A 22,158-nucleotide genomic window follows, 5' to 3' on the forward strand; every position below is an offset into this window, starting at 1 on the left:
AATTCAGCGTTCTGAATCCGACCCGTATTAATTGGTAAGTTGAATAATTACCGGCGATACTTTTTTCAACCTGTAACCTGTATTCCCGGTAATATACGCTTCTATGTCAAATATCTGGACGGCATCGCCTCTCCGGGCTCTTTTCAATGCATTTCTTGCCGCTCCGTCCAGCTTGTTACCGCGAACGGCAACCGTAGGTTGTCCGGGAACCTTGAATTTGAATCCTCGTATACCAAGACTGAGGTCAAAGTCAAAGTCTTCCAGTACGGCACCCACTGTAGATATTTCCAGGCTGGACCTTGGCATACTCACTTCTCCGGATTCGCCCCGTATGGTTCCCGAAGGTCGCGGTACGTCCTTGATACGGAATTCAGAGGTCGTGCTGATGCGTTGTCCGTCCGGCAGAGTACCGCTTGCCGTAATATTTACGGTCCTTCCGGTACCGGGACGCATCACATATCTGCTCCCCGAAGCCCTGGACAGGCCGGCAGCAGAAGCGGAAACCTTATTGTCCGGAATACCAGGAATGGAAATAGTCATGGGATTGGCCACACCCCGATAAACCACATTCATCTTATCGGCGGAGATCACTGCTGCATTAGGTTTGGTAATGGTAGCAAAAGAAGAGGACACCGGAACTTCTATCGGTTCCTCGTTCTGCATGAATATCAGTTTACCTTCCAGTTTGTGGTCTCCGGGGCTTCCCGCACTCACATTGAGCTTTACTTTTCCTCCTTCCAGCGTATAGTCCTCTTCGGTCAATTTCTTTCCGTCGAGATAAAGTTCTATTTCACTGGGTTTGGTAGTGGCGTCGGTCCTTCCCAGGACAACGGAACCGTTAAAAGTCTCACCCTGGTAATAGGCAGATTTCGGCTGTTCCAGCAAGGTGGTATAATTGGTCATGGAAACCTCACTGCTGAGTTCTTCTCCCAGCATGGCTCCGAACACATCGCTCTCCGTTGTTTTTATATCAGATTGTATCTGCGTAATCTTGGTGAGGGAGGCCACTAACGGAAATCCTTCGAAATTGTAATTCAGCCAGTCCATTTCCTGGCCCTGCCTGTTTTCAACTTTTCCATCTTCTCCGGTGGAGAACCTTCCTGCCACCGAGCTTTTTATTTCATTGAAATTATCGCCCAGCAGCTCAATTACGGTTTCCCTGTAATTGTTGATCTTGTCTACGAACTCCTGTCCTTCATCCGTATACTTTCCGCCGCCCTTAAAGAATTTCTTATCCAGGAAGTTCGATCGGTCCATCTTTTCATAATCCCTCTCATCGTTAAGGGTTTCGGTCATCTCGGTTTTCAACTCCTCAAGGTAGTTATAAAATCCGGATGAGGCTTCTTTTATCTGGCTAGCCTTATCCAATACCGGTTCATACCTGTCGGGTTTTTCGGTTGCAAGCCTGGCCAGCCCTTCAAGGGCCATCGTATTGTCTGCCGTAGCTTTGGTATTGGACGCTTCCAGTTTTTCATTCAGCGAGCCAAATGCCGATAATACCTCTTTCCCCATATTTATGGCCAGCATGGCTATAAATACCAGATACATGAGGTTTATCATTTTTTGACGTGGTGATAAGCTATTTCCTGCCATTGCTAATTAGTTTTGATTTTTGGTTGTTACTACTAATTAGTGCTTGTTCATAGCTGACAGCATACCTCCGTAAACATTGTTCAGTGATGAGAGGTTAGAAGTAAGGGACTCCATTTGTTCTTTGAGCCTTCCGGCATTATTAGCTACTTCTTCATTGATAGCTGCCTGCCTTCCGCCACTTTCCAGTTGCACTTTATACAGGCTGTTGAGCGATTCCATCTGCGCAGCGGCCACGGAAAGTTCTTCACTGTACTTTTTGGTAGAGGAGATCGCATCTACGGTGGGCGCCATATTTCTTGCAGCCCCCTCAAAATTGCGAATGCTATGCCCCAGGCTGCTCATTAACTCTCCGTCTATCTTGGCTTCTTTGAGCAGGCCGTCCAGTTTTTTGGAGAGCAGTCCTTCAGCTTCCGTCGCTTCTTCCTGGACCCTTTTTTCTTTCTTTCTGGCTTCACCATCGCTGAGTTCCGGATAGACCAGCGTCCAGTCCAGATCATCATCTACCGGTTCAAATGCTGAAATGGCAAATATCAGTGCTTCGGATATAAGCCCTATGGCCAGGAGTACGGTCCCGTCGAGGAAACCTATTTCCCAGTGATTAAGTTTAAACAACGCCCCCAGGATCACAATAGACGCACCGAGGCTGTAGGCCATATTAAACAGCTTCTTATTAGATTTAGATCTTGCCATAATGGTAATAGTTGATTTGTGTTATAATAGTTTAAAATTACTCCAGTAGGTTGTTTACTTACCTCCCGATCTCACTGGTACCCATATAATCCTGCACGGTGCGGAAACCTATGTAGCTTCGGGCAGAATCCTGGTATTCGAAATCACGCGTACTGACCTGTAAAAAATAGGCCACATCTTTCCATGAGCCTCCGCGGATCACTTTCCTCTTGTTCCTTTCATCATATGCATTGGGGTTCATTGTCGAGGCGTAATCGTACGAATTGGGGTCATAAGCCGAATTGGTCCATTCAGAAACATTACCTGCCATGTTATAGAGCCCGTAGTCATTGGCTTCATAAGACTTGGCTTCGACGGTATAGAGCGCATCGTCTGCGGCATAATCTCCCCTGTTGGGTTTGAAGTTTGCCAGGAAACACCCTCTTTCATCAATAAGGTAAGGCCCTCCCCAGGGGTATGTTCCCGACTCCAGTCCGCCGCGGGCGGCGTATTCCCATTCTGCTTCAATGGGCAGCCGGAACTGATTTACAAAACCTTTGCCCCTGGACTTCTGGAAATCGTTCTTGTACTTGGTCCTCCAGTTGCAAAAAGCCTTGGCCTGCTTCCAGGACACTCCCACTACCGGGTATTCACTATAGGCATCATGCCAGAAATAGTCGTTGTGCATGGGCTCGTTATAGGAATAATAAAAATCCTTGATCCATACCGTAGTATCCGGATAGATCATTAATTCTTCGGTTTTCAGGAAGTCTTTCCTGCTGCCTTTTTTCATTTTGGCTGCAGCCTGAATGTCCATCCAGGTATATTTATATTTTAACTGGGTAACGTCTATGGTGCGGTATCCGTTGTAGGATTCCTCCATGGAAAGGTACATGGAGTCCATAACTTCGCTATAATACTCGTCCGGGTACTTGGAAGTGTCCCAGATAAGTTTTGGCTTCTTGTTGAGCATTCTCCCTTCAAAGCCGGTCTCTCCCATACCGCCGTAATTTTCGAGCATGTATTTGTCATAAGCGGAAAGTTTGGAAGTATCGGCATCGTCAAAAGCGTATTCCCCGATACCGCCGTCGTCCGGGGTAAGTCCTTCGTAATCGGCAAGAATGGCCAGTTTTGTCCGCACAATGGAATCTTTCACCCATTCCACGAACTGACGGTACTCACTATTGGTGATCTCGGTCTCGTCCATGTAAAACGATCGCACCGTAACGGTCTTTGTGGGCGCATTCATTCCTCCTGCAACATCTGCTTCCGATTTCCCCATGATAAAAGAGCCTCCGGGGACCAGGGTCATTCCGTATGGTTTTTCCGGATGCCACCGTTTTCCGCCTACTCCAACCAGCTCTCCCTTATCCTTTTTACCGCAACTATAAAGAAATAATCCCAGGGTTATAACAAACAATAGCTTTTTCATTCGTTTTTCGGTTAATTATAGTTTAAAAAATGCAAGCATACCTGCTTCAATATCCGGAACAAGGTTATTTGGCCAGATGTTTTTTTCATTTTTAAGACACCCCTTCACCGGAGTTTTATCCTATCGCTGTCTTTTTGTATGCCTTCCACCAACGCTCGGGAATGACTTCATTACAGGCGTCTAAATAATCTTTATGGGTGCATGGTAATAACGTATGTCTTTTTAATTTATTATTCATCTCACCAATAATTGGCACTTCTATCCACCACCTGCCGGATATATCACTTTTGTAAAAACACAGTTCCTGATCGTCCATGGGAACAATGTATTTTTCATAATTCTGCACTCCCGTAAACGGGTAATCCTTTTTCCTGAAATTGTATCCCTCCATAAAATACCAGAGGATCTGTGCCGTAAGCCGGGCATTCATTCCCGTATTCCGGTTTTCATAGACTCCGAACACGGAAACCTTGTCACTGATCCCCGCATAGCGTGCAATGGCACATATTTCACGCCCGTCAAACCCGTTGGGATACGTTCCGGACGGACTATCGAGATCGCTTGCCCGCACAGAGGTCATATCCAGGCTTACCACATCGGCATCCCGGAACACAGGCTCAGCAATGGTTATATCTTCGGCTACCGCGCCAAGGCGGTAGGCATCAAAAAAAAGCTTGTCCATGAGGTCTATCTCTTCCTGGGCATTGAAATAGGTCTGATAGCCCAGGTTACAGAAATTGAAAAGGTTGTTGGGCTGTTCAACAATGATCTTGCTCATATAGGAATTGGAAGATATGAGTTCTTCGGACGAGCCGAAATCGAACTTACTGTCCACCGCAACGAGATTGACCATTTGTTCCAGTTTATCGAAGGCGCGGTACGTGGCATACGTAATATCCTGGCTTCCGCCTATTATTACGGGTACTACACCGTGCTTTACCAGATATTCCACTACGGTTTTTACTGCAAAGTAGGTATCTTCCACGGTTTCTCCCGGTTCAATATCTCCGATATCTGCTATATTACTGCTCCAGTTTCCCGTAAAAAGCTGATACAGCTGGACCCTTATTTCGGAAAGATCGGGTCTTTCTTTTGCCGGTATCGAAGCATTTCTGGTCTCGTTGACCCCCATGATTGCCAGTTGCACATTGTCCAGTTCGGGAAACCCGTCCTTTTCGGAATGAATATACATATACTGCCCTATAGTTTGCCTGGACAACAGTTGATTATGTGCCAAGACCACGGTACTCACCGGAGACAAAAACTCAAAATCCATACGGTTCGTTAATTTCGAAGGTTGGTTTTATACGGTTGATACTATTTTGTTTGCGCTCTAATAAATTTGCCCTTGCAGGTGGGAACGGAACACTGTTTCTTTCAAAAACCGGCACCGGAACTGCTACTGATTAGAAACGCGTGTACAATGTCATTTATTTCCTGCTTTTTTTGGCTTTTTTCTTTTTGGGCGTTTTCTTGTCCAGGATATCCTTTACCTCTTCCAGGCTCAGTTTTGCAGCATCCACTTCTTTCGGCAGCTCTACCTTGGTCTTTCCCTTAATGATATTGTGCCTTCCCCAGCGGGCCTTTTCTATCCTGATCCCCTCTTCTGCCCATTCCTGCACCAGTTTCTCCGCTTCCTTTTTCAGCTTGTCTTCTATCAATGTTTCGATATCCGAATCCGAAAGGTTATCGAAGTCATATTTCTTGTTCACATTGATAAACATCCCGTCCCATTTGATAAAGGGACCGAAACGTCCTTTACCCTTGGTCACTTCTTTTCCTTTATAGGTAGCAATGGGAGCATCCGCTTTTTGCTTGGCCTTGATGAGTTCTACAGCCCGTTCCAGGGTTACGTCAAACACATCTTCCCCTTTTCCGAGAGATATAAAGGCATTGTTATAGCGTACATAAGGACCATACCTGCCTACATTGACCTCTACCGCTTTCCCTTCGTATTCACCCAGGGCGCGCGGCAGTTCAAATAATTCCAGGGCCTCTTTCAGCGATATACTGTCTATGGTCTGTTCGGGCAGCAGACTGGCAAATTTCGGTTTCTCTTCTTCGTCTGCCACACCTATCTGCACCATAGGGCCAAAACGGCCGAGACGCACACTCACCTGCCTTCCTGTTTCAGGATCGGTCCCCAGGATACGCTCCCCGGTCTCACGGTCGGCATTTTCCTCTACATCTTTTACCTGCGGATGGAAATCCTTGTAAAAAGCCTTCATCATCAGGGTCCAGTCTTCCTGTCCCGAAGCTATATCATCAAAATTCTGTTCCACCCTGGCGGTAAAATTATAGTCCAGGATGTTCTCGAAGTGGTTCACCAGGAAATCATTGACGATCATCCCGATATCCGTAGGAACAAGTTTTCCTTTGTCCGAACCTGTGATCTCCGAAAGGGTCTTCTCCTCCACCTGTGCTTTCATGAGGGTGAACTGGAGGTATTTCCGTTCCGTTCCTTCTATGCTGCCCTTTTCGATATAGCCCCGGTTCTGAATGGTGGATATTGTAGGTGCATAGGTAGACGGCCGGCCGATACCCAGTTCTTCCAGTTTTTTCACCAGCGAAGCTTCCGTATACCGGTAAGGCGCCCTTGAAAATCGCTGGGTGGCTGTCATATACTTATTAAACACCGTATCCCCTACGGAAAGTGCGGGCAGCAGCCCTGCCTGTTCTTCATCTTCTTCGTCTGTTCCTTCTATATATACTTTCAGAAAACCGTCAAATTTCAGCACTTCCCCATTGGCCGTAAACTGTTCTTTATGCGTATTTGCCGCGATCTTCACTACAGTCCGTTCAAGCTGGGCATCGCTCATCTGCGAAGCGATCGTACGCTTCCATATCAGGTCGTAAAGCCGGGCCTGGTCTCTTTCCACGGGTACGGAATGCCTTGAAATATCTGTGGGCCGGATGGCTTCGTGTGCTTCCTGCGCCCCTTTGGCTTTCTGTGAAAAATTCCTGGATTTGCTGTATTTGGTTCCGAATTCCTTTTCTATCTCCGTTTTTGCCGCCGCTACGGCTTCCGGCGAGAGGTTAACGCTGTCTGTCCTCATATATGTAATGAGCCCGGCCTCGTAGAGCCGCTGTGCCATGTTCATGGTTTTGCTCACAGAGAAATACAACTTCCTGGAAGCCTCTTGCTGCAAGGTAGAAGTGGTAAAAGGAGGTGCCGGGGTTTTCTTTGCGGGTTTGGTTTCCAGGTTGGCCACCCTGAAGTCCGCTCCTATATTGTTTTCCAGGAATTTCCTGGCTTCCTCTTTCGTGGCAAATGCTTTGGGCAGCTTGGCCTTAAAGGCCTTCCCTTCTTCTGTCCTGAACTCTGCAACCACACGGAAGGAGACTTCCGGGGTGAAATTGTTTATTTCACGCTCGCGCTCCACAATAAGTCTAACGGCAACGGACTGCACCCTTCCTGCAGAAAGGCCGCTTTTGATCTTTTTCCAGAGAATGGGCGAAAGTTCATACCCCACCAAACGGTCCAGGACACGCCTGGCCTGCTGAGCATTCACCAGGTTGTAATCTATCCCCCTGGGGTTCTCTATGGCTTTTAAAATGGCATTCTTGGTGATGGCATTAAACACAATACGCTTCACCTTGGAACGGTCGAGTTTCAACTGTTCGGCCAGGTGCCAGGCAATAGCTTCCCCTTCCCGGTCTTCATCACTGGCCAGCCACACCATATCGGCTTTCAGAGCAAGGTCTTTCAGGTTTTTTACAACATCCTTCTTGTCTTTGGAAACAATGTATTTCGGCTTGAAATCCTTGTCCACATCCACCCCCAGCTCCCTGGAAGGCAGATCGGAAATATGCCCGTAACTGGATGCCACCTTGTAGTCCTTTCCGAGGAATTTCTCTATTGTCTTTGCCTTGGCAGGCGATTCTACAATCACTAAATTCTTTGCCATAAACCCGTTTTTAAGAATACAAAAGTATATTAAAAAATATTTATAGGAGTATCCCGGCGTTTTTTTGACCAAAAAACAAGCGGCATTTCCCTGCCAAATTGTCACTGAGTTTATAAATAATCCTATCTTTGCACCATAGTTATTTCGAATTGAAATTTAATATAGTTCCCGGGAACATCGGCCAAAGCCTGTGTCCGGGAAACGAAAACCATCGCCCAATAACGGAGTTGAGTCCATATGGAAAAAATAATTGACGAAAAGAAACAGGGAGAAAGTCTGGTCCTGGACGCGCAAAAAAGTCCGGAACAAGCAATAGGGAATGAAAAGGACGGCCGGAAACTGTATATTGAAAGTTACGGATGCCAAATGAATTTTTCCGATAGTGAAATCGTGGCTTCCATTCTGGCCGGTGAAGGGTTCAATACCACCCAACAGGTGGAGGAAGCCGACCTCGTATTGATAAATACCTGCTCTATACGGGAAAAAGCCGAACAGACCGTGCGCAAAAGACTGGAAAAGTTTAACGCGGTGAAAAGGATAAACCCGCAAATGAAAGTCGGTGTGCTCGGATGCATGGCAGAGCGGCTCAAGAGCAAATTCCTGGAAGAGGAAAAGATCGTGGACATGGTTGTCGGCCCCGATGCCTATAAAGACCTGCCCAATCTCGTACAGGAGATCAATGAAGGGCGCAATGCCGTTAATGTTATTTTATCCAAGGAAGAAACCTACGGGGACGTCGCTCCCGTACGCCTCAACAGCAACGGGGTCACTGCTTTTGTTTCCATTACCAGGGGGTGCGACAATATGTGCACTTTTTGTGTAGTCCCTTTTACGAGGGGGCGGGAACGAAGCCGCGATCCGCAATCCATTATCAAGGAAGTAAACGAGTTGTGGGAAAAAGGATATAAAGAAATTACCCTGCTCGGACAGAATGTGGACAGTTACCTTTGGTACGGAGGCGGACTCAAAAAGGATTTTGAGAGTGCTACCGAGATACAAAAGGCTACTGCGGTCAACTTTGCAGGGCTGCTGGCCATGGTTGCCGAGGCCCGGCCCGGAATGCGGATACGCTTTTCCACTTCCAACCCGCAGGACATGACCCTGGATGTCATAGAAACCATGGCCAGGTACCCGAACATATGCAAATACATCCACCTTCCCGTACAAAGCGGGAGCAACAGGATACTCAAGGCCATGAACCGCCTGCACACCCGCGAAGAGTATTTTGAACTCATAGACAACATCCGGAAGATCATTCCCGACTGTGCCATTTCCCACGACATGATCGCGGGATTCCCTACGGAAACAGAGGAAGACCACAGGGATACCCTGTCGCTCATGGAATATGTGAAGTACGATTTCGGTTTCATGTTTGCCTATTCCGAGCGCCCGGGCACCATGGCCGCCAGGAAAATGGAAGATGACGTACCGGAGGATGTCAAGAAAAGAAGGCTTACGGAGATCATCAACCTGCAGCAAAAACACGGATTGTACAGGACGCAGCAACACCTTGGCAAAACAGAAGAAGTGCTTGTCGAAGGGACTTCCAAAAAAAGTAACGCCCACTGGATGGGACGCAACACCCAAAATACCGTAGTGGTCTTTCCGAAAGAACATTACAAGGTGGGAGATTTTGTAAATGTCAAAATAACCGATTGTACTCCCGCTACCCTTATCGGGGAAGCGACAGGTTCTTCTGCCCATGCCTGAAACGGGAAGATTGACTTGTGAAATGACAACAAAATTTAAGTGATAAATCATTCGACATCCCGCATACATTCCCCGGGATGAGGGATTTGAATTCAACTATGGAAAACATACAAGCCATAAAGCAGCGATTCGGCATCATAGGTAACGACGTGAAACTGAACCGTGCCCTGGAAAAAGCCATACAGGTAGCACCCACCGACATTTCCGTACTGGTTACCGGCGAGAGCGGGGTCGGGAAAGAAAGCTTCCCCAAGATCATTCATTCGCTGTCGCACCGGAAACACGGTAAGTTTATCGCGGTTAACTGTGGCGCCATACCGGAAGGCACTATAGACAGCGAACTTTTCGGGCACGAAAAAGGTTCGTTCACCGGGGCTACACAGACCAGGAGCGGCTATTTCGAAGAAGCAGACGGCGGTACCATTTTCCTTGACGAAGTGGGAGAACTCCCGCTCACCACACAGGTGCGGCTGCTCCGGGTCCTGGAAAACGGAGAATTTATAAAGGTGGGGGCTTCCAAAGTACTGAAAACCAATGTACGTATCGTAGCGGCTACCAATGTAAACATGTTTGAGGCTATTGAAAGGGAAAAATTCAGGGAAGACCTCTATTACCGTTTGAGCACCGTGGAGATACATCTTCCCCCTTTGAGGGAAAGAAAAGATGATATTCACCTGCTGTTCCGGAAATTCGCTTCCGATTTTGCCCAGAAATACAAGATGCCGGCCATACGCCTGGAAGATAATGCCGTCCAGCTCCTGCTAAAATATCGCTGGGCGGGGAATGTTCGTCAGTTGCGCAATGTTGCCGAACAGATCTCCGTATTGGAGCAGGACAGGAGCATTTCTGCAGAAACCCTTACGGGCTACCTGCCCGGAGCCGGAAAAAACCTTCCCGCCGTTATCAGTGAAAAGAAATCAAGGGGCGATTTCAGCAGTGAACGTGAAATCCTTTACAAGATATTGTTCGACATGAAGAGCGATCTCAACGACCTTAAAAAACTCACACTGGAACTCATGCAATCCGGCAGCAGCCAGAAAGTACGGGAAGAAAACCAGAACCTCATTCAAAAAATATACGGAAAGTCCGGAAACGAAAGCGAGTATGACGCACCGGCCAAAAGTTCCGAGACAAGGGCAGACAGTTACCGGGATATTGAAGATTACGAAGAAAGCGATGCCCTGGAAGTATTGCCCGTCCCCCAGCAATCCATGGCAGGGGAAAAGAGTGAAGACAAGTATCACTTTGCAGAAGAGATCGAGGAAGAAGAAACCCTTTCCCTCCAGGACAAGGAACTGGAACTCATAAAAAAGGCCCTGGAACGCAACCACGGAAAGCGAAAGGCCGCCGCCGCCGAACTCGGCATTTCCGAAAGGACCCTGTACCGGAAAATAAAACAATACGATCTTTAACAGGATCATAAGCGTCACAGCGTCTGAAAAACATACCTTTGCCCCGGAACATCGAACAACACGTAACCCAATGAAAATAGTAAAGCTAACACATATCAGATACGTCCTTGTTTTCCTGGCGTTGATCACCGTACAAAGTTGTGGAGTATACAATTTCACCGGAGGCGATGTGGGAAGTGCACAGACCTTCCAGGTCAATTCCTTCCGCAACGAAGCCCCGTTGATAGAACCCGGACTGGACAGGGATTTCACCCTCGCCCTTCAGGACCTTGTTATGAACCAGACCAGCCTGGACCTCGTGCCTTCCAACGGAGACCTCGTATATGAGGGAGAGATCACGGAATATCGTGTTGCTCCCATGACGGCTACCGCAGAGCAGACCGCGGCCCAGAACAGGCTTACCATAGGTGTCCGGGTACGGTTTACCAATCACACCAAGGAAGAAGACGATTTTGAACGGACGTTCTCCTTCTTCTACGATTTTGGTGCCAACGAACAGTTAAGTACCGTAAAAAGCGCGGCACACCAGGAGATCTTTGAAAGGATCACCCAGGATATATTTAATGCCTCGCTGGCCAATTGGTAAAGGCCGGGCATTACATTTATTTGCCGGAATTTTGAACATCAAATGCTTTTAATGACCGTTTCAGACTACATACACCTTTTACAAAACCCTGAAGACATCCGTCTGGAGGAAACCACATCCCTGGAACAGGTCATCGAGGAATATCCTTTTTTTCAATCGGCCAGGGCCATGTACCTCAAGGGGCTGAAAAACCTCAACAGCTTTAAGTACAATGACACCCTGAAAAAAACGGCGGCACACACCACCGACAGGGCTATTCTGTTCGATCTCATCACTTCGGCCGAATTCACACAAAACCACACCGCATCCGTTATTGCCGGACACCGGGTAAACGTGAAAAACATAGAGGTAAATGCCCAGGAGATCAGCATAAAAGACCGGAAACTCATAGAGCAGACCCACATAGGCAGCGAACAGGAAGCCGAGACCATCCTCAACCCGTCTACCTTTATACCGGCGGAAACAGAACGGCAGAGTGAGGAAGAACAACAATTAAAAATGGGCGAGCCCCTGAATTTCGGACCGGAAGAAAAACATTCTTTTGCCGAATGGCTAAAGCTTTCCTCCTATGCGCCCGTGAAGAGGGAAGAAAAAGACCCGCCGAAAGAAAAGGAGAAAAAAACAGCGCCGCCACCGGACCAAAACAGGAAATTCAAACTGATTGACAAATTTATCAAGACCAATCCGAAAATAGTTCCGAAAGCGGATCGCAACAAGGAAGTTCCGGCGGTCAACCTTGCCAAAAAAGGGCAGATGGAAAAAGCAGAGCTCATGACAGAGACGCTTGCCAAGGTATACCTGGAACAAAAGCGGTACAAAAATGCCATACAGGCCTATAAAATATTAAGTTTGAAATATCCGGAAAAAAGTGGTTTCTTTGCAGACCAGATCAAAGCCGTAAAAAAATTACAGCAAAATAACTGATTGGTTTTCTGATGGCCTCCGGGGGGATTGAAAGCACAACATCCCGGGACCGGAAGAGCAAAATACATATTAATAAATATAACATAACAATGAGTACGTTTTCTATCTTTTTAGTGCTGATTATCATCGTGGCATTCTTACTGATTCTGGTCATCATGGTACAGAATCCGAAGGGCGGCGGACTTTCTTCGTCCTTTGGTGGAGGCGGCGGCCAGGTAGTAGGCGGTGTAAAAAAGACCGGAGATTTCCTTGACAAAAGTACCTGGACCCTGGCTACCATTCTTATCGCCCTCATATTACTGTCCAACCTCACACTGAAGAACAACAGTGCTTCTGCCGAAGATTCCAAACTGCTGGACGAACAGCGGACAGAAAGGGAAACCACGGCACCGCAGCAAACAGACACCCCGGCTTCCCCTGTGGACACCACCGGAGCAGAACAGTAAACCTGCTAAAAAACATACAATAAAAAATGCCAGCTTGTCATAAGCTGGCATTTTTGTTTACAAAATTGTCAGTTTACCTTCCTTTTTGGCCAACTCAAACACGTTGGCACAATTTCTGCCTGATTCTGCTTAGTTCAAAAACTAAATTTAATCCTATAAAACAATTAAAAACAATAAGATGGCTAAAGTAAACATTAAACCGCTTGCCGACAGGGTTCTGATAGAACCTGTGGCTGCAGAAACAACAACTGCGTCCGGAATTATCATCCCCGATTCTGCCAAGGAAAAACCCCAGAAAGGTGTTGTTGTTGCAGTTGGTCCCGGCACCAAGGACGAACCGTTAACTGTAAAAGTTGGTGATACTGTGCTTTACGGAAAATATTCGGGTACGGAACTCAAACTTGAAGGGACGGATTACCTGATGATGCGCGAAAGTGATATCCTGGCTGTCCTGTAGCCGGCACTCCCCGATCAATCCTGACTTTAAACTTAGAAACATTCAATTTAAAATTTAAAACTCATGGCAAAAGACATAAAATTCGATATCGATGCCCGTGACGGTCTCAAACGCGGCGTAGATGCACTGGCAAATGCAGTGAAAGTTACTTTAGGACCAAAAGGTAGAAATGTTATTATAAGTAAATCCTTTGGCGCCCCTACCGTTACCAAAGACGGTGTTACCGTGGCCAAAGAAATTGAACTCGAAAATGCGCTGGAAAATATGGGCGCACAAATGGTTAAGGAAGTAGCTTCCAAAACCAACGATCTTGCAGGTGACGGAACTACAACAGCCACCGTACTGGCACAGGCCATCGTAAAAGAAGGCCTGAAAAACGTTGCCGCAGGAGCCAACCCTATGGACCTGAAAAGAGGTATCGACAAGGCAGTGGAAGCCTTGGTAGCCGACCTTGCCAAGCAAACCAGAGAGGTAGGCGATGCTTCAGAAAAGATCAAGCAGGTGGCCGCCATTTCAGCCAATAACGACGAAACCATCGGTGAACTCATAGCCCAGGCCTTTAACAAGGTAGGAAAAGAAGGGGTGATCACCGTTGAAGAATCCAAAGGAACCGACACTTATGTCGATGTTGTTGAAGGAATGCAGTTTGACAGGGGATACCTCTCTGCATACTTTGTGACCGACTCCGAAAGAATGGTAGCGGAACTTGAAAATCCGTACATCCTTCTTTACGACAAGAAAATATCTAACATGAAGGACCTGCTTCCGATACTGGAACCGGCGGCCCAAAGCGGAAAACCCCTGCTGATTATCGCAGAAGACGTAGACGGTGAAGCACTGGCCACACTGGTAGTAAACAAACTGAGAGGTTCACTCAAAATCGCAGCTGTTAAAGCTCCCGGATTCGGTGACCGAAGAAAAGCCATGCTCGAGGATATCGCTATCCTGACCGGCGGTACCGTAGTATCGGAAGAAAGAGGATTCACCCTTGAAAATGCCACTCTGGATATGCTCGGGTCTGCGGAAAAAGTTTCTATCGATAAAGACAATACAACCGTAGTAAACGGTTCCGGAGACGGGGAAGCCATCAAAGGCCGCGTAAACCAGATCAAGGCGCAAATAGAAACTACGACTTCCGACTATGACAGGGAAAAACTTCAGGAACGTCTGGCCAAACTGGCCGGTGGTGTAGCGGTTCTTTATGTAGGTGCTGCTTCCGAAGTGGAAATGAAAGAGAAAAAAGACCGCGTAGACGATGCCCTGCACGCCACAAGAGCTGCCGTAGAAGAAGGTATCGTTGCCGGTGGTGGTGTGGCCCTGGCCAGAGCAAAATCTGTCCTCGGTGATGTAACTCCCCTTAATGCAGACGAAGAAACCGGAGTACAGATCGTAGCCCGTGCCATCGAATCACCGTTGCGTACTATCGTTGAAAACGCAGGAGGAGAAGGATCGGTTGTCGTTTCCAAAGTACTGGAAGGTAAAGACAGCTTTGGTTATGATGCCAAGTCCGAAACTTATGTAGACATGTTCGCGGCCGGTATCATCGATCCTAAGAAAGTAACCCGTATTGCACTGGAAAATGCAGCTTCCGTATCCGGAATGATCCTCACTACGGAATGCGCGCTGACCGATATCAAGGAAGACAACCCTGCTCCTGCCGGACCTCCAATGGGCGGCGGAATGCCGGGAATGATGTAATCGCTTCCGCGGGGAAAAATAAATTTCCTAACATGATAAAAATCCGGAGTGCAGCAATTGCATTCCGGATTTTTTTATTGAATTTAAATATCGGGGTTTTTAATTTCTATATAACTCTTTGTGAAATCTCCGTGCAACCTTTGTGAGTCTCCGTGTAATAACGTAATGAATGCAGGCCGTTACACAGGAACCACGGAGAACACACTAAAAAGCACGAGGTCAGGACTTTTGAAATGGCCTGTTCATTTTATAAAGCATACGCGTTCTAAAATGTTGATTATGATCCGAAAATAATATCGAATCTATATCTCAATTTAAATATTTACGCTTTTATGAAAAATGCAACTATTTTAAAAAATCTTCCCTCGCCGGGCTAAATACATCGATAAGCATCCCGTCTTCAAGGCATTCGGCCCCGTGAGGGACATTGGAAGCAATAAAAAAACCATCTCCTTCCCGGAGGATCTTGTCTTTTCCCTCTACGGTTATTTTAAAAACACCGGAAGCCACATAAGTTGCCTGTGAATGATAATGGTTATGCACATATCCCACAGCGCCTTTTTCGAATTTCACCTTTACCATCATGATCCGGTCGTCATAGCCTACGAACTGACGTTCTATGCCGTTGTCCACCTTTTCCCAGGCCGTTCCGGCCGATGTAAAGAACACTTCACTTTTACGTTCTGACGCTTTCATCGCAATTCTATTTTTATCCATCTGTTTCCAAAACTAAGGAATAAACAGTGAAACAGGAGGCTACATTCCCGGAAAAAGACAGTTCTATTCGATTTTCGCAGTCCGCAGCCGAAGCGAATTGGCAATCACCGATACCGAACTGAAACTCATGGCCAGGGCGGCGATCATCGGGGAAAGTAACAGTCCGAAAAACGGGTACAGCACTCCGGCCGCCACAGGAATCCCCAGGGTGTTATAGGCCAGTGCAAAAAACAGGTTTTCCTTTATATTCCGCATCACCTTATGACTCAGCATCCGCGCCTTGGCTATACCCCGCAGATCGCCTTTCACCAGGGTTATCTCCGCACTTTCTATCGCTACATCGGTTCCCGTACCCATAGCTATACCTATATCGGCCTGTGCCAGTGCGGGGGCGTCGTTAATACCATCACCCGCCATTGCCACTTTTTTGCCGGAGGCCTGTAAGTATTTTACTTCCTTTTGCTTGTCTTCCGGTAACATCTGGGCTTTAAAACCGTTCAGGTTCAGGGTTTCACTTACAGCCCTGGCCGTATCTTCATTATCTCCGGTCAGCATCACCACTTCGAGTCCTTCATCCTGTAATTTCCTAATGGCATCCCTGCTGGTTTCCTTGATCTTGTCTGAAATCACCACAAAACCGAGGACCTTGCCGTCTTCCGAAAGATAGGACACGGTTTTGCCCTGTTGTTGTTCTTCCTTCACCTTTTTTTTCACCTCCGAAGGGATTTCCGTACCTACCTGTTCCATCAGTTTTTCATTACCAAGGGCTAATAAGACCTTGTTGCCCTGTTCCAGTTTTGTTTGAGCCCCATGGCCGTGGGGCTCCACATGGGCAATGACCCCTTTTCCGGTGACAGATTCGAAATCCGTTACCGGGCCGGGTGTTATTCCTTTTTCTTCAGCATACCGCATAGTGGCCTGCGCCAGGGGGTGTTCGCTGTGATTGTTCAGGGAAACTGTTTTCCGCAAGACATTACTTTCATCCGGTTCTCCTGTTGCTACTACCTTTTCCACCGACGGTTTTCCCTCGGTGACCGTCCCCGTCTTATCGATTATGACCACATCGATTTTATTCATACGTTCCAACGCCTCTGCATTCTTGATCAATACCCCCGACTGCGCCCCTTTGCCCACACCTACCATCACCGACATGGGCGTTGCCAGCCCCAGTGCACACGGACAGGCAATAATAAGTACAGCTATGGCATTTACGAAGGCAAATACATAAGCGGGCTGTGGCCCGTAAACAGCCCAGACAATAAAAGTAATTACAGCAATCAACACTACAATAGGTACAAAATATCCCGATATACGGTCTGCCAGTTTCTGTATGGGCGCCCTGGACCTGCTGGCCGTATTTACCATTTCTATAATTTGCGAAAGCAGCGTTTCCGAACCTACTTTTTCGGCTATCATTACAAAGCTGCTGTTCCCGTTTATGGTCCCCGAACTTACCTTGTCGCCTGCTTTTTTATCTACCGGAATCGGTTCACCCGATATCATGGATTCGTCAACAGCGCTTCCCCCCTCTTTAACAACACCGTCCACCGGAATTTTTTCGCCCGGCCTTACTTTTAAGAGATCCCCTTTGTTTACTGATTCCACATTAACCACCTGTTCCTTTCCGTTCACTATTTTCGTAGCGTTATTAGGGGCCAGCTTCAATAATTCCTTTATAGAAGAATTGGTTTTTCCGTGGGCCCTGGCTTCCAGTAACTGTCCCAGCAAGACCAATGTCAATATCACCGTTGCCGCTTCAAAATATACGTAAACCGTTCCGCTGTGGGATTTGAACTGATCGGGAAATACCCCGGGAAATAACAGTCCCGCCAGACTAAACAACCAGGCCACCCCGGCACCGATACCGATTAATGTAAACATGTTTAAATTCCAGGTCACTACCGACCGGTATGCCCTTTCGAAAAACATCCAGGTGGCATAGAACACTACAGGAAGCGAAAGCGCAAACTGTACCCAATTCCAGTATTTCCACGGCATCAGCTTTGCCAATGGGTCGCCGGGCAACATTTCGGACATGGCAATTAAAAACACGGGAAGCGTAAAAACCACGGCAATCTTAAATTTCCGGAGCAGTTTTTTATAGGTTTCGTCCTCTTCTTCCTCATCTGCTTCCACCGGCACCAGGTCCATACCGCATATAGGGCAGGAACCGGGCTCGTCCTTCACCACTTCAGGGTGCATGGGGCAGGTATATTTTGTCTTTTTCTTTGCCAGTGAAGGTGCTTCCACCAGGTCCATTCCGCAAACCGGACAACTGCCGGGCTTATCATATGTTTTGTCTCCTTCACAATGCATGGGGCAATAATAAACCCCGCTTCCGCTGCCCGATGTTTTTTCGTCTGCTTTCCGGTGATGTAAGGTATGACTGTCCTTTCCGGAACTGCAGCAACTACGGTTTTCATGACCTTTATCATGCCGGGGGAGCTCTATTCCATAGTGCCCTCCGTCGTCTTCAAAAGCCTTTTGTAATTTTTCCAGGGAAACGTGATTATCCATCTCCACCTCTGCTTCTTCCTTTTCCAGGTCAACGATCACCCCGGTAACGCCTTCTACTTTCTGCAAAATGCCTTCCACATGGTTTTTGCACCCCGTGCAGGACATTCCCGTTATTTTATACGTATGTTTCATGGTATACTGAATTTACACAACAAAGTTCCGGTATAAAAGCCCGGGCCGTATTATACAATTTTGGAAAAAGGTTATATAATTTACGTTTTTTTTAAAGATTGATAGTAGATTGAACGAGATTGATTGATAAAAAACATATCAGGCTTGCTCAGCTCACGAGCTCCCGGTTTTATTACTTAACTTAGCCTTTTACACATAGAGGCTAATATTTTTAAGAGTTCTCCGCATTCTTTATATATATCCGTGACATCATCCTTTTTAAGAATACCGGACTCCATATTAATAAGTCAAGCCATGCTTCCGTTTCATCCGTCTCTTCCACAACAATGGACAACTTACTATAAAATTCCCTTTTAGACCTGCCTCTCAGCGCAACCCTGTAGTTAACATACATGGAAGTCCCCGATTTAACTATCTGATAGTTGATCGCCTTCCCCCGGGGTGTTACCGGTATTTCCTCCGAAAGCTCAAGTATATTTAAAGTAAACCTTTTTAGCCGTTCTCTTATTTATATTTTATCCAGTTTGATTTTTCCACATTATGGCATAAAAGAAAGATCCTACTTCATTTGTACATTACTCCACCCCATTTGTCCCAAATCTATCTTATTCAACCTGATTCAATCTACTATCAATCCCGTTCAATCTACTATCAGCCCTACTACAACTCTTCCAAAGGCTTTCGTTTCCGCTCCCCGAGCCGTTTAAAATGTGAAGGCGTCAGTCCGGTCACTTTTTTAAACTGACTGCTCAGATGGGCCACACTGGAATAATGCAGCTGATAGGCGATCTCACTCAGCGACGATTCATCATAAACCAGCAGTTCCTTGACGCGTTCTATCTTCTGTGCTATGTAATATTTTTCGATTGTCGTCCCTTCTATCTGGGTGAACAGGTTACTGATATAGGTATAATCGTGATGCAGTTTTTCGCTCAGGTAATCCGACAGATTCACCCTTGGTATCTCTTCCTTGGACTCATGCACAAGTGCTACAATAAGGTTCTTTATTTTTTCAATAATTCTGCTCCTCTTATCGTCAATCAGGGTAAAACCATACACTTTTAATGCCGCTTCTATTTCCTTCTTTTGATCCCCGGCAATTTCCCCGGACAACTCCACTTCTCCCAGTTCTACCGAGACAGGTTGCAATCCCAGCTTTTCCAGTTCCGCCCGCACGATCATCTTACAGCGGCTGCAGACCATATTTTTGATGTACAGTTTCATCCCTGACGTTAAGGTTTAATATATGGGTAGTTAGATTTGAGACATAGGAACACGCTGTGAACTAAACCACTCTGCACTGAAAGGTGCAAAGGTTTTCCTTACCGGGGACTAAAAGCCCCCCTTTTTAGAAAGCAATAAAATCACCAAGTTATTAGGTAGATTGAGTTATTTAGTCAACACACAATAACTCAATAACTTCATAACTCAATAACCTGGATTATAATTTTTTCGCACTACTAAAGTACTGCTATAACCCCGATTATCCCGATAGATATCGGGATCGGGAGCAGGGTTTGATATCCTAAACTGATACCAATCAAATAATCTCAAATCCAACTACTCAAATCTAGTTCAATCTTTCTTTTACTTCTCCGCAATCCAGCATTTTATCTCCAAAATACGGGTTACGTATTTCTTCTTCGGAAGATAACCAGTACCCTCCTTCGAAATCGAATGCCATGGGGCAGTACTGTTTGTAAACCGTACCGGAGGCTATCTGTCCGTCTACCATTTTAGCAAACTCGCCAGACAGTCCGGAAAAGGCCTGACGTTGTTTTTCCACATCGTCTGCAGCCTCTATTTTTTTGGCAAAATCTGTCGCTTTTTCTCCGTTTTCCACTTCGGCAAGTGCTTTTATCAGCATTCCCGCGCCGTTCTTTGCTTCTTTGGCATCGGTATTGACCAGGGCGGTTTTTACATGGATGTAATGTCCGTAGGCATTATTTATTTTATCGTCTTTAAACGTAATGCTGCCTGCCGTTTCCTTATGACGTGTTTTCTTTTCATGTGAGGAATGGTCTTCGTGGTTTCGTTCCACGGTCTTGATGGTTTCTTTCTTCTTCTCCTGTTTACAGGAATAAACACCGGTCATGGTGGCCAGGGCCAGTGTTGCGATAACTAATCTGTTTTTCATTTCTATTGAATTTAACGGTTATTCCACATTTATTTTATTTCACTTGTTACTTCCCCGCACTTCAGCATTTTATTTCCAAAATACGGATTGCGTATATCATCGGACAGGCTTAACCAGTTCGCTCCTTTATCCGAATCGGCCATCGGACAGTGTTGTACATATAAAGTTACGGAAAACGGTCCGAAAGCATTGGCCATCCGGATCATGGTTTCCGAAAATGGTTTAAAATACTGCCTCATTGCCTTAATGTCCGTAGCCTTGTTCATGCTTTCCGCATTTTCGTTCAGTTCATTCCGAACAACCATCCAGTGCTTGTGAGCAGCTCCTTCGAAAAGGGACATGTCTACAGATGTAACAGCAGATTTTACGGATTCCAGGCGCTGTTGAGCGATAGTCTTATCATCATTGACCAATGCATTTTTCAGCTTCATATAGGCTTTCATTACCTTTTCCACGGCGGCTTTGCCCTCTTCGGAAATTTTCATTTTAACAGGGGGATTACCATTAGTGTTATTTTCCGGAGCAGTTCCGTGATGATGACCTGTACCGGCATCTCCTCCTTCCGGGTTCATCATGCTGGGTTTTCCTGCCAGTTGTGCTGCCGCATCGACAGTAAAAGCACCGTTCACTACAATTTCATCTCCTTCCCGAAGCCCTGATTTTACAACATAGGCATTCCCCAGGGACGGGCCAAGTGTGATTTCACGAAGTTTAAACCCTACCTTATTTCCTGTCGTCTCCTTCACATATACCACCGAACGCTCGCCTGTCCACAGTACTGCAGTCTCCGGTATGGCGATCTCTTCCTGTGCTGCCGAACCGGGCATGATCTGTATTTCCCCGGAAGCAAACATCCCGGGTTTTAACCTTTCGTCCTTATTCGAAATTTCCACCCGGGCGGTAGCTACCCTGGTCTGTGCATTTATTAACGGGTCTATAAACGAAATAACTCCCTCAAATGTTTCTCCCGGCAGGGATGCTATCGTGTAATTCACTTTACTGCCTTCTTTTATCCAAACCATTTCACTCTCATAGATATCGAAAAGTACCCACACCCGGGTAAGGTCGGCTATTTCGTAAAGCGGCATGCCCCGCTCCACATAGTCGCCCGGTTCCACTTTCTTTTCAATAACGATACCGTTGACATCCGCTCCTATAGGGAAATGCTGTATGGTACTCTGGTTACTGATAATCGTATTGATCCGTGACTCACCGATCTTCCAGTTGCGCAGCTTTTGTTTTGCCGCTTCAAACAGTTCGGGCTGGGCGTCTTTTATGGCATAAGCCTGTAATAACTCTTCCTGTGCAGTCACCAGGTCGGGGGAATAGACTACGGCGAGTGTTTGTCCTCTTCCGACCCTTTCGCCCGTAAAGTTTACGGTCAGCCGTTCAATCCTGCCGGAAATATGCGTCGTCTGCGTATACACCTTGCGTTCGTCCGGCACGACTTTTCCGTTGAGGCGAATGACTTTTTCCGCTGCCTTTTTGCCTACCATCACCGTCTGGATATTGGCCAGTTTCACGGCATTTTCACTCATTTCCACCACGGCAGGATCTCCCCCTCCTCCTTTATCCAGAGGGATAAGGTCCATACCGCATATGGGGCATTTTCCGGGTTCGTTCTGCCTGATCTGCGGGTGCATGGAACAGGTCCATATTTCGGCAACCCCGCTTTCTTCTCCGTGTACGTGGTTTTCTCCGGTCTTCCCGCTTCCGCCAAAAACCAGCCACCCCAGCAGGAAGCCAAGGATCAGGACCCCTGCCATGATCCATGTATTTTTGTTTTTTGTTTTCATTAGGTTTACTATTACTGTTCCTTC

At 46.7% G+C, this 22,158-nt stretch carries 18 protein-coding genes; 7 read left to right on the forward strand and 11 right to left on the reverse strand.

Features of this window, described 5'->3' with window-relative positions; translation table 11 throughout:
• Positions 1 to 27: 27 nt before the first annotated feature.
• From porM to topA, 5 genes are all read right to left on the reverse strand, one after another.
• Entirely contained in the window at positions 28 to 1,593 is a 1,566-nt protein-coding gene (porM, locus tag LS482_RS05665; RefSeq protein ID WP_233030781.1) for a type IX secretion system motor protein PorM/GldM, read from the reverse strand.
• 36 nt (positions 1,594 to 1,629) lie between these two features.
• Positions 1,630 to 2,283, reverse strand: coding sequence for a type IX secretion system motor protein PorL/GldL (gene porL / locus LS482_RS05670; protein ID WP_233030782.1), 654 nt, complete (start codon positions 2,281 to 2,283; stop codon positions 1,630 to 1,632).
• Between the two features lie 58 nt (positions 2,284 to 2,341).
• Entirely contained in the window at positions 2,342 to 3,694 is a 1,353-nt protein-coding gene (gene porK, locus LS482_RS05675; protein WP_233030783.1) for a T9SS ring complex lipoprotein PorK/GldK, read from the reverse strand.
• 115 nt (positions 3,695 to 3,809) lie between these two features.
• Positions 3,810 to 4,970: a formimidoylglutamase gene (locus tag LS482_RS05680; protein WP_233030784.1), complete on the reverse strand. Its 1,161-nt coding sequence runs from the start codon at positions 4,968 to 4,970 to the stop codon at positions 3,810 to 3,812.
• Positions 4,971 to 5,124: 154 nt separating this feature from the next.
• A complete protein-coding gene (gene topA / locus LS482_RS05685) occupies positions 5,125 to 7,602 on the reverse strand; it encodes a type I DNA topoisomerase (protein WP_233030785.1) in 2,478 nt (825 codons plus the stop codon).
• Between the two features lie 237 nt (positions 7,603 to 7,839).
• On the opposite strand from topA, the gene miaB reads away from it, so the two are divergent.
• The 7 genes from miaB (at position 7,840) to groL (ending at position 14,835) form a co-directional block, all read left to right on the forward strand.
• Positions 7,840 to 9,312: a tRNA (N6-isopentenyl adenosine(37)-C2)-methylthiotransferase MiaB gene (miaB, locus tag LS482_RS05690; protein ID WP_233030786.1), complete on the forward strand. Its 1,473-nt coding sequence runs from the start codon at positions 7,840 to 7,842 to the stop codon at positions 9,310 to 9,312.
• A gap of 98 nt (positions 9,313 to 9,410) precedes the next feature.
• Positions 9,411 to 10,724 (forward strand): sigma-54 interaction domain-containing protein, encoded by a 1,314-nt coding sequence (locus tag LS482_RS05695; protein ID WP_233030787.1) that lies wholly within the window; start codon positions 9,411 to 9,413, stop codon positions 10,722 to 10,724.
• A 70-nt stretch (positions 10,725 to 10,794) separates the two neighbouring features.
• Complete coding sequence (locus LS482_RS05700) at positions 10,795 to 11,310, forward strand: LptE family protein (RefSeq protein ID WP_233030788.1); 516 nt, start codon at positions 10,795 to 10,797, stop codon at positions 11,308 to 11,310.
• Between the two features lie 51 nt (positions 11,311 to 11,361).
• On the forward strand, positions 11,362 to 12,234 hold the full coding sequence (locus LS482_RS05705) for a DUF8458 domain-containing protein (protein ID WP_233030789.1): 873 nt from the start codon (positions 11,362 to 11,364) through the stop codon (positions 12,232 to 12,234).
• 89 nt (positions 12,235 to 12,323) lie between these two features.
• Complete coding sequence (secG, locus tag LS482_RS05710) at positions 12,324 to 12,680, forward strand: preprotein translocase subunit SecG (RefSeq protein WP_233030790.1); 357 nt, start codon at positions 12,324 to 12,326, stop codon at positions 12,678 to 12,680.
• 178 nt (positions 12,681 to 12,858) lie between these two features.
• Positions 12,859 to 13,137 (forward strand): co-chaperone GroES, encoded by a 279-nt coding sequence (locus LS482_RS05715; RefSeq protein ID WP_233030791.1) that lies wholly within the window; start codon positions 12,859 to 12,861, stop codon positions 13,135 to 13,137.
• Between the two features lie 63 nt (positions 13,138 to 13,200).
• Positions 13,201 to 14,835 (forward strand): chaperonin GroEL, encoded by a 1,635-nt coding sequence (gene groL, locus LS482_RS05720; protein ID WP_233030792.1) that lies wholly within the window; start codon positions 13,201 to 13,203, stop codon positions 14,833 to 14,835.
• Positions 14,836 to 15,180: 345 nt separating this feature from the next.
• Here groL and LS482_RS05725 read toward each other — a convergent pair whose 3' ends face one another.
• The 6 genes from LS482_RS05725 to LS482_RS05745 form a co-directional block, all read right to left on the reverse strand.
• Complete coding sequence (locus LS482_RS05725; RefSeq protein WP_233030793.1) at positions 15,181 to 15,531, reverse strand: cupin domain-containing protein; 351 nt, start codon at positions 15,529 to 15,531, stop codon at positions 15,181 to 15,183.
• Positions 15,532 to 15,615: 84 nt separating this feature from the next.
• Positions 15,616 to 18,201, reverse strand: a complete 2,586-nt coding sequence (locus tag LS482_RS05730) for a heavy metal translocating P-type ATPase (protein WP_233030794.1) — start codon at positions 18,199 to 18,201, stop codon at positions 15,616 to 15,618.
• A 211-nt stretch (positions 18,202 to 18,412) separates the two neighbouring features.
• Positions 18,413 to 18,709 (reverse strand): four helix bundle protein, encoded by a 297-nt coding sequence (locus LS482_RS21740; protein WP_367890602.1) that lies wholly within the window; start codon positions 18,707 to 18,709, stop codon positions 18,413 to 18,415.
• Between the two features lie 152 nt (positions 18,710 to 18,861).
• Positions 18,862 to 19,425, reverse strand: coding sequence for a helix-turn-helix domain-containing protein (locus tag LS482_RS05735; RefSeq protein ID WP_233030795.1), 564 nt, complete (start codon positions 19,423 to 19,425; stop codon positions 18,862 to 18,864).
• A 346-nt stretch (positions 19,426 to 19,771) separates the two neighbouring features.
• Positions 19,772 to 20,338: a DUF3347 domain-containing protein gene (locus LS482_RS05740; RefSeq protein ID WP_233030796.1), complete on the reverse strand. Its 567-nt coding sequence runs from the start codon at positions 20,336 to 20,338 to the stop codon at positions 19,772 to 19,774.
• A 29-nt stretch (positions 20,339 to 20,367) separates the two neighbouring features.
• Positions 20,368 to 22,134, reverse strand: a complete 1,767-nt coding sequence (locus tag LS482_RS05745) for an efflux RND transporter periplasmic adaptor subunit (protein WP_233030797.1) — start codon at positions 22,132 to 22,134, stop codon at positions 20,368 to 20,370.
• Positions 22,135 to 22,158: the final 24 nt, after the last annotated feature.

The sequence above is a fragment of the Sinomicrobium kalidii genome, assembly GCF_021183825.1.
Classification (GTDB): domain Bacteria; phylum Bacteroidota; class Bacteroidia; order Flavobacteriales; family Flavobacteriaceae; genus Sinomicrobium; species Sinomicrobium kalidii.

Excerpts from the sequence above, each read along its gene's own strand:
- LS482_RS05740 (WP_233030796.1), bottom strand. The coding sequence starts at position 20,338 with ATGAAAAACAGATTAGTTATCGCAACACTGGCCCTGGCCACCATGACC.
- LS482_RS05725 (WP_233030793.1), bottom strand. The coding sequence starts at position 15,531 with ATGAAAGCGTCAGAACGTAAAAGTGAAGTGTTCTTTACATCGGCCGGA.
- LS482_RS05715 (WP_233030791.1), top strand. The coding sequence starts at position 12,859 with ATGGCTAAAGTAAACATTAAACCGCTTGCCGACAGGGTTCTGATAGAA.
- porL (WP_233030782.1), bottom strand. The coding sequence starts at position 2,283 with ATGGCAAGATCTAAATCTAATAAGAAGCTGTTTAATATGGCCTACAGC.
- LS482_RS05695 (WP_233030787.1), top strand. The coding sequence starts at position 9,411 with ATGGAAAACATACAAGCCATAAAGCAGCGATTCGGCATCATAGGTAAC.
- porK (WP_233030783.1), bottom strand. The coding sequence starts at position 3,694 with ATGAAAAAGCTATTGTTTGTTATAACCCTGGGATTATTTCTTTATAGT.
- porM (WP_233030781.1), bottom strand. The coding sequence starts at position 1,593 with ATGGCAGGAAATAGCTTATCACCACGTCAAAAAATGATAAACCTCATG.
- LS482_RS05680 (WP_233030784.1), bottom strand. The coding sequence starts at position 4,970 with ATGGATTTTGAGTTTTTGTCTCCGGTGAGTACCGTGGTCTTGGCACAT.
- miaB (WP_233030786.1), top strand. The coding sequence starts at position 7,840 with ATGGAAAAAATAATTGACGAAAAGAAACAGGGAGAAAGTCTGGTCCTG.
- secG (WP_233030790.1), top strand. The coding sequence starts at position 12,324 with ATGAGTACGTTTTCTATCTTTTTAGTGCTGATTATCATCGTGGCATTC.
- topA (WP_233030785.1), bottom strand. The coding sequence starts at position 7,602 with ATGGCAAAGAATTTAGTGATTGTAGAATCGCCTGCCAAGGCAAAGACA.
- LS482_RS05705 (WP_233030789.1), top strand. The coding sequence starts at position 11,362 with ATGACCGTTTCAGACTACATACACCTTTTACAAAACCCTGAAGACATC.
- groL (WP_233030792.1), top strand. The coding sequence starts at position 13,201 with ATGGCAAAAGACATAAAATTCGATATCGATGCCCGTGACGGTCTCAAA.
- LS482_RS05700 (WP_233030788.1), top strand. The coding sequence starts at position 10,795 with ATGAAAATAGTAAAGCTAACACATATCAGATACGTCCTTGTTTTCCTG.
- LS482_RS05745 (WP_233030797.1), bottom strand. The coding sequence starts at position 22,134 with ATGAAAACAAAAAACAAAAATACATGGATCATGGCAGGGGTCCTGATC.
- LS482_RS05735 (WP_233030795.1), bottom strand. The coding sequence starts at position 19,425 with ATGAAACTGTACATCAAAAATATGGTCTGCAGCCGCTGTAAGATGATC.
- LS482_RS05730 (WP_233030794.1), bottom strand. The coding sequence starts at position 18,201 with ATGAAACATACGTATAAAATAACGGGAATGTCCTGCACGGGGTGCAAA.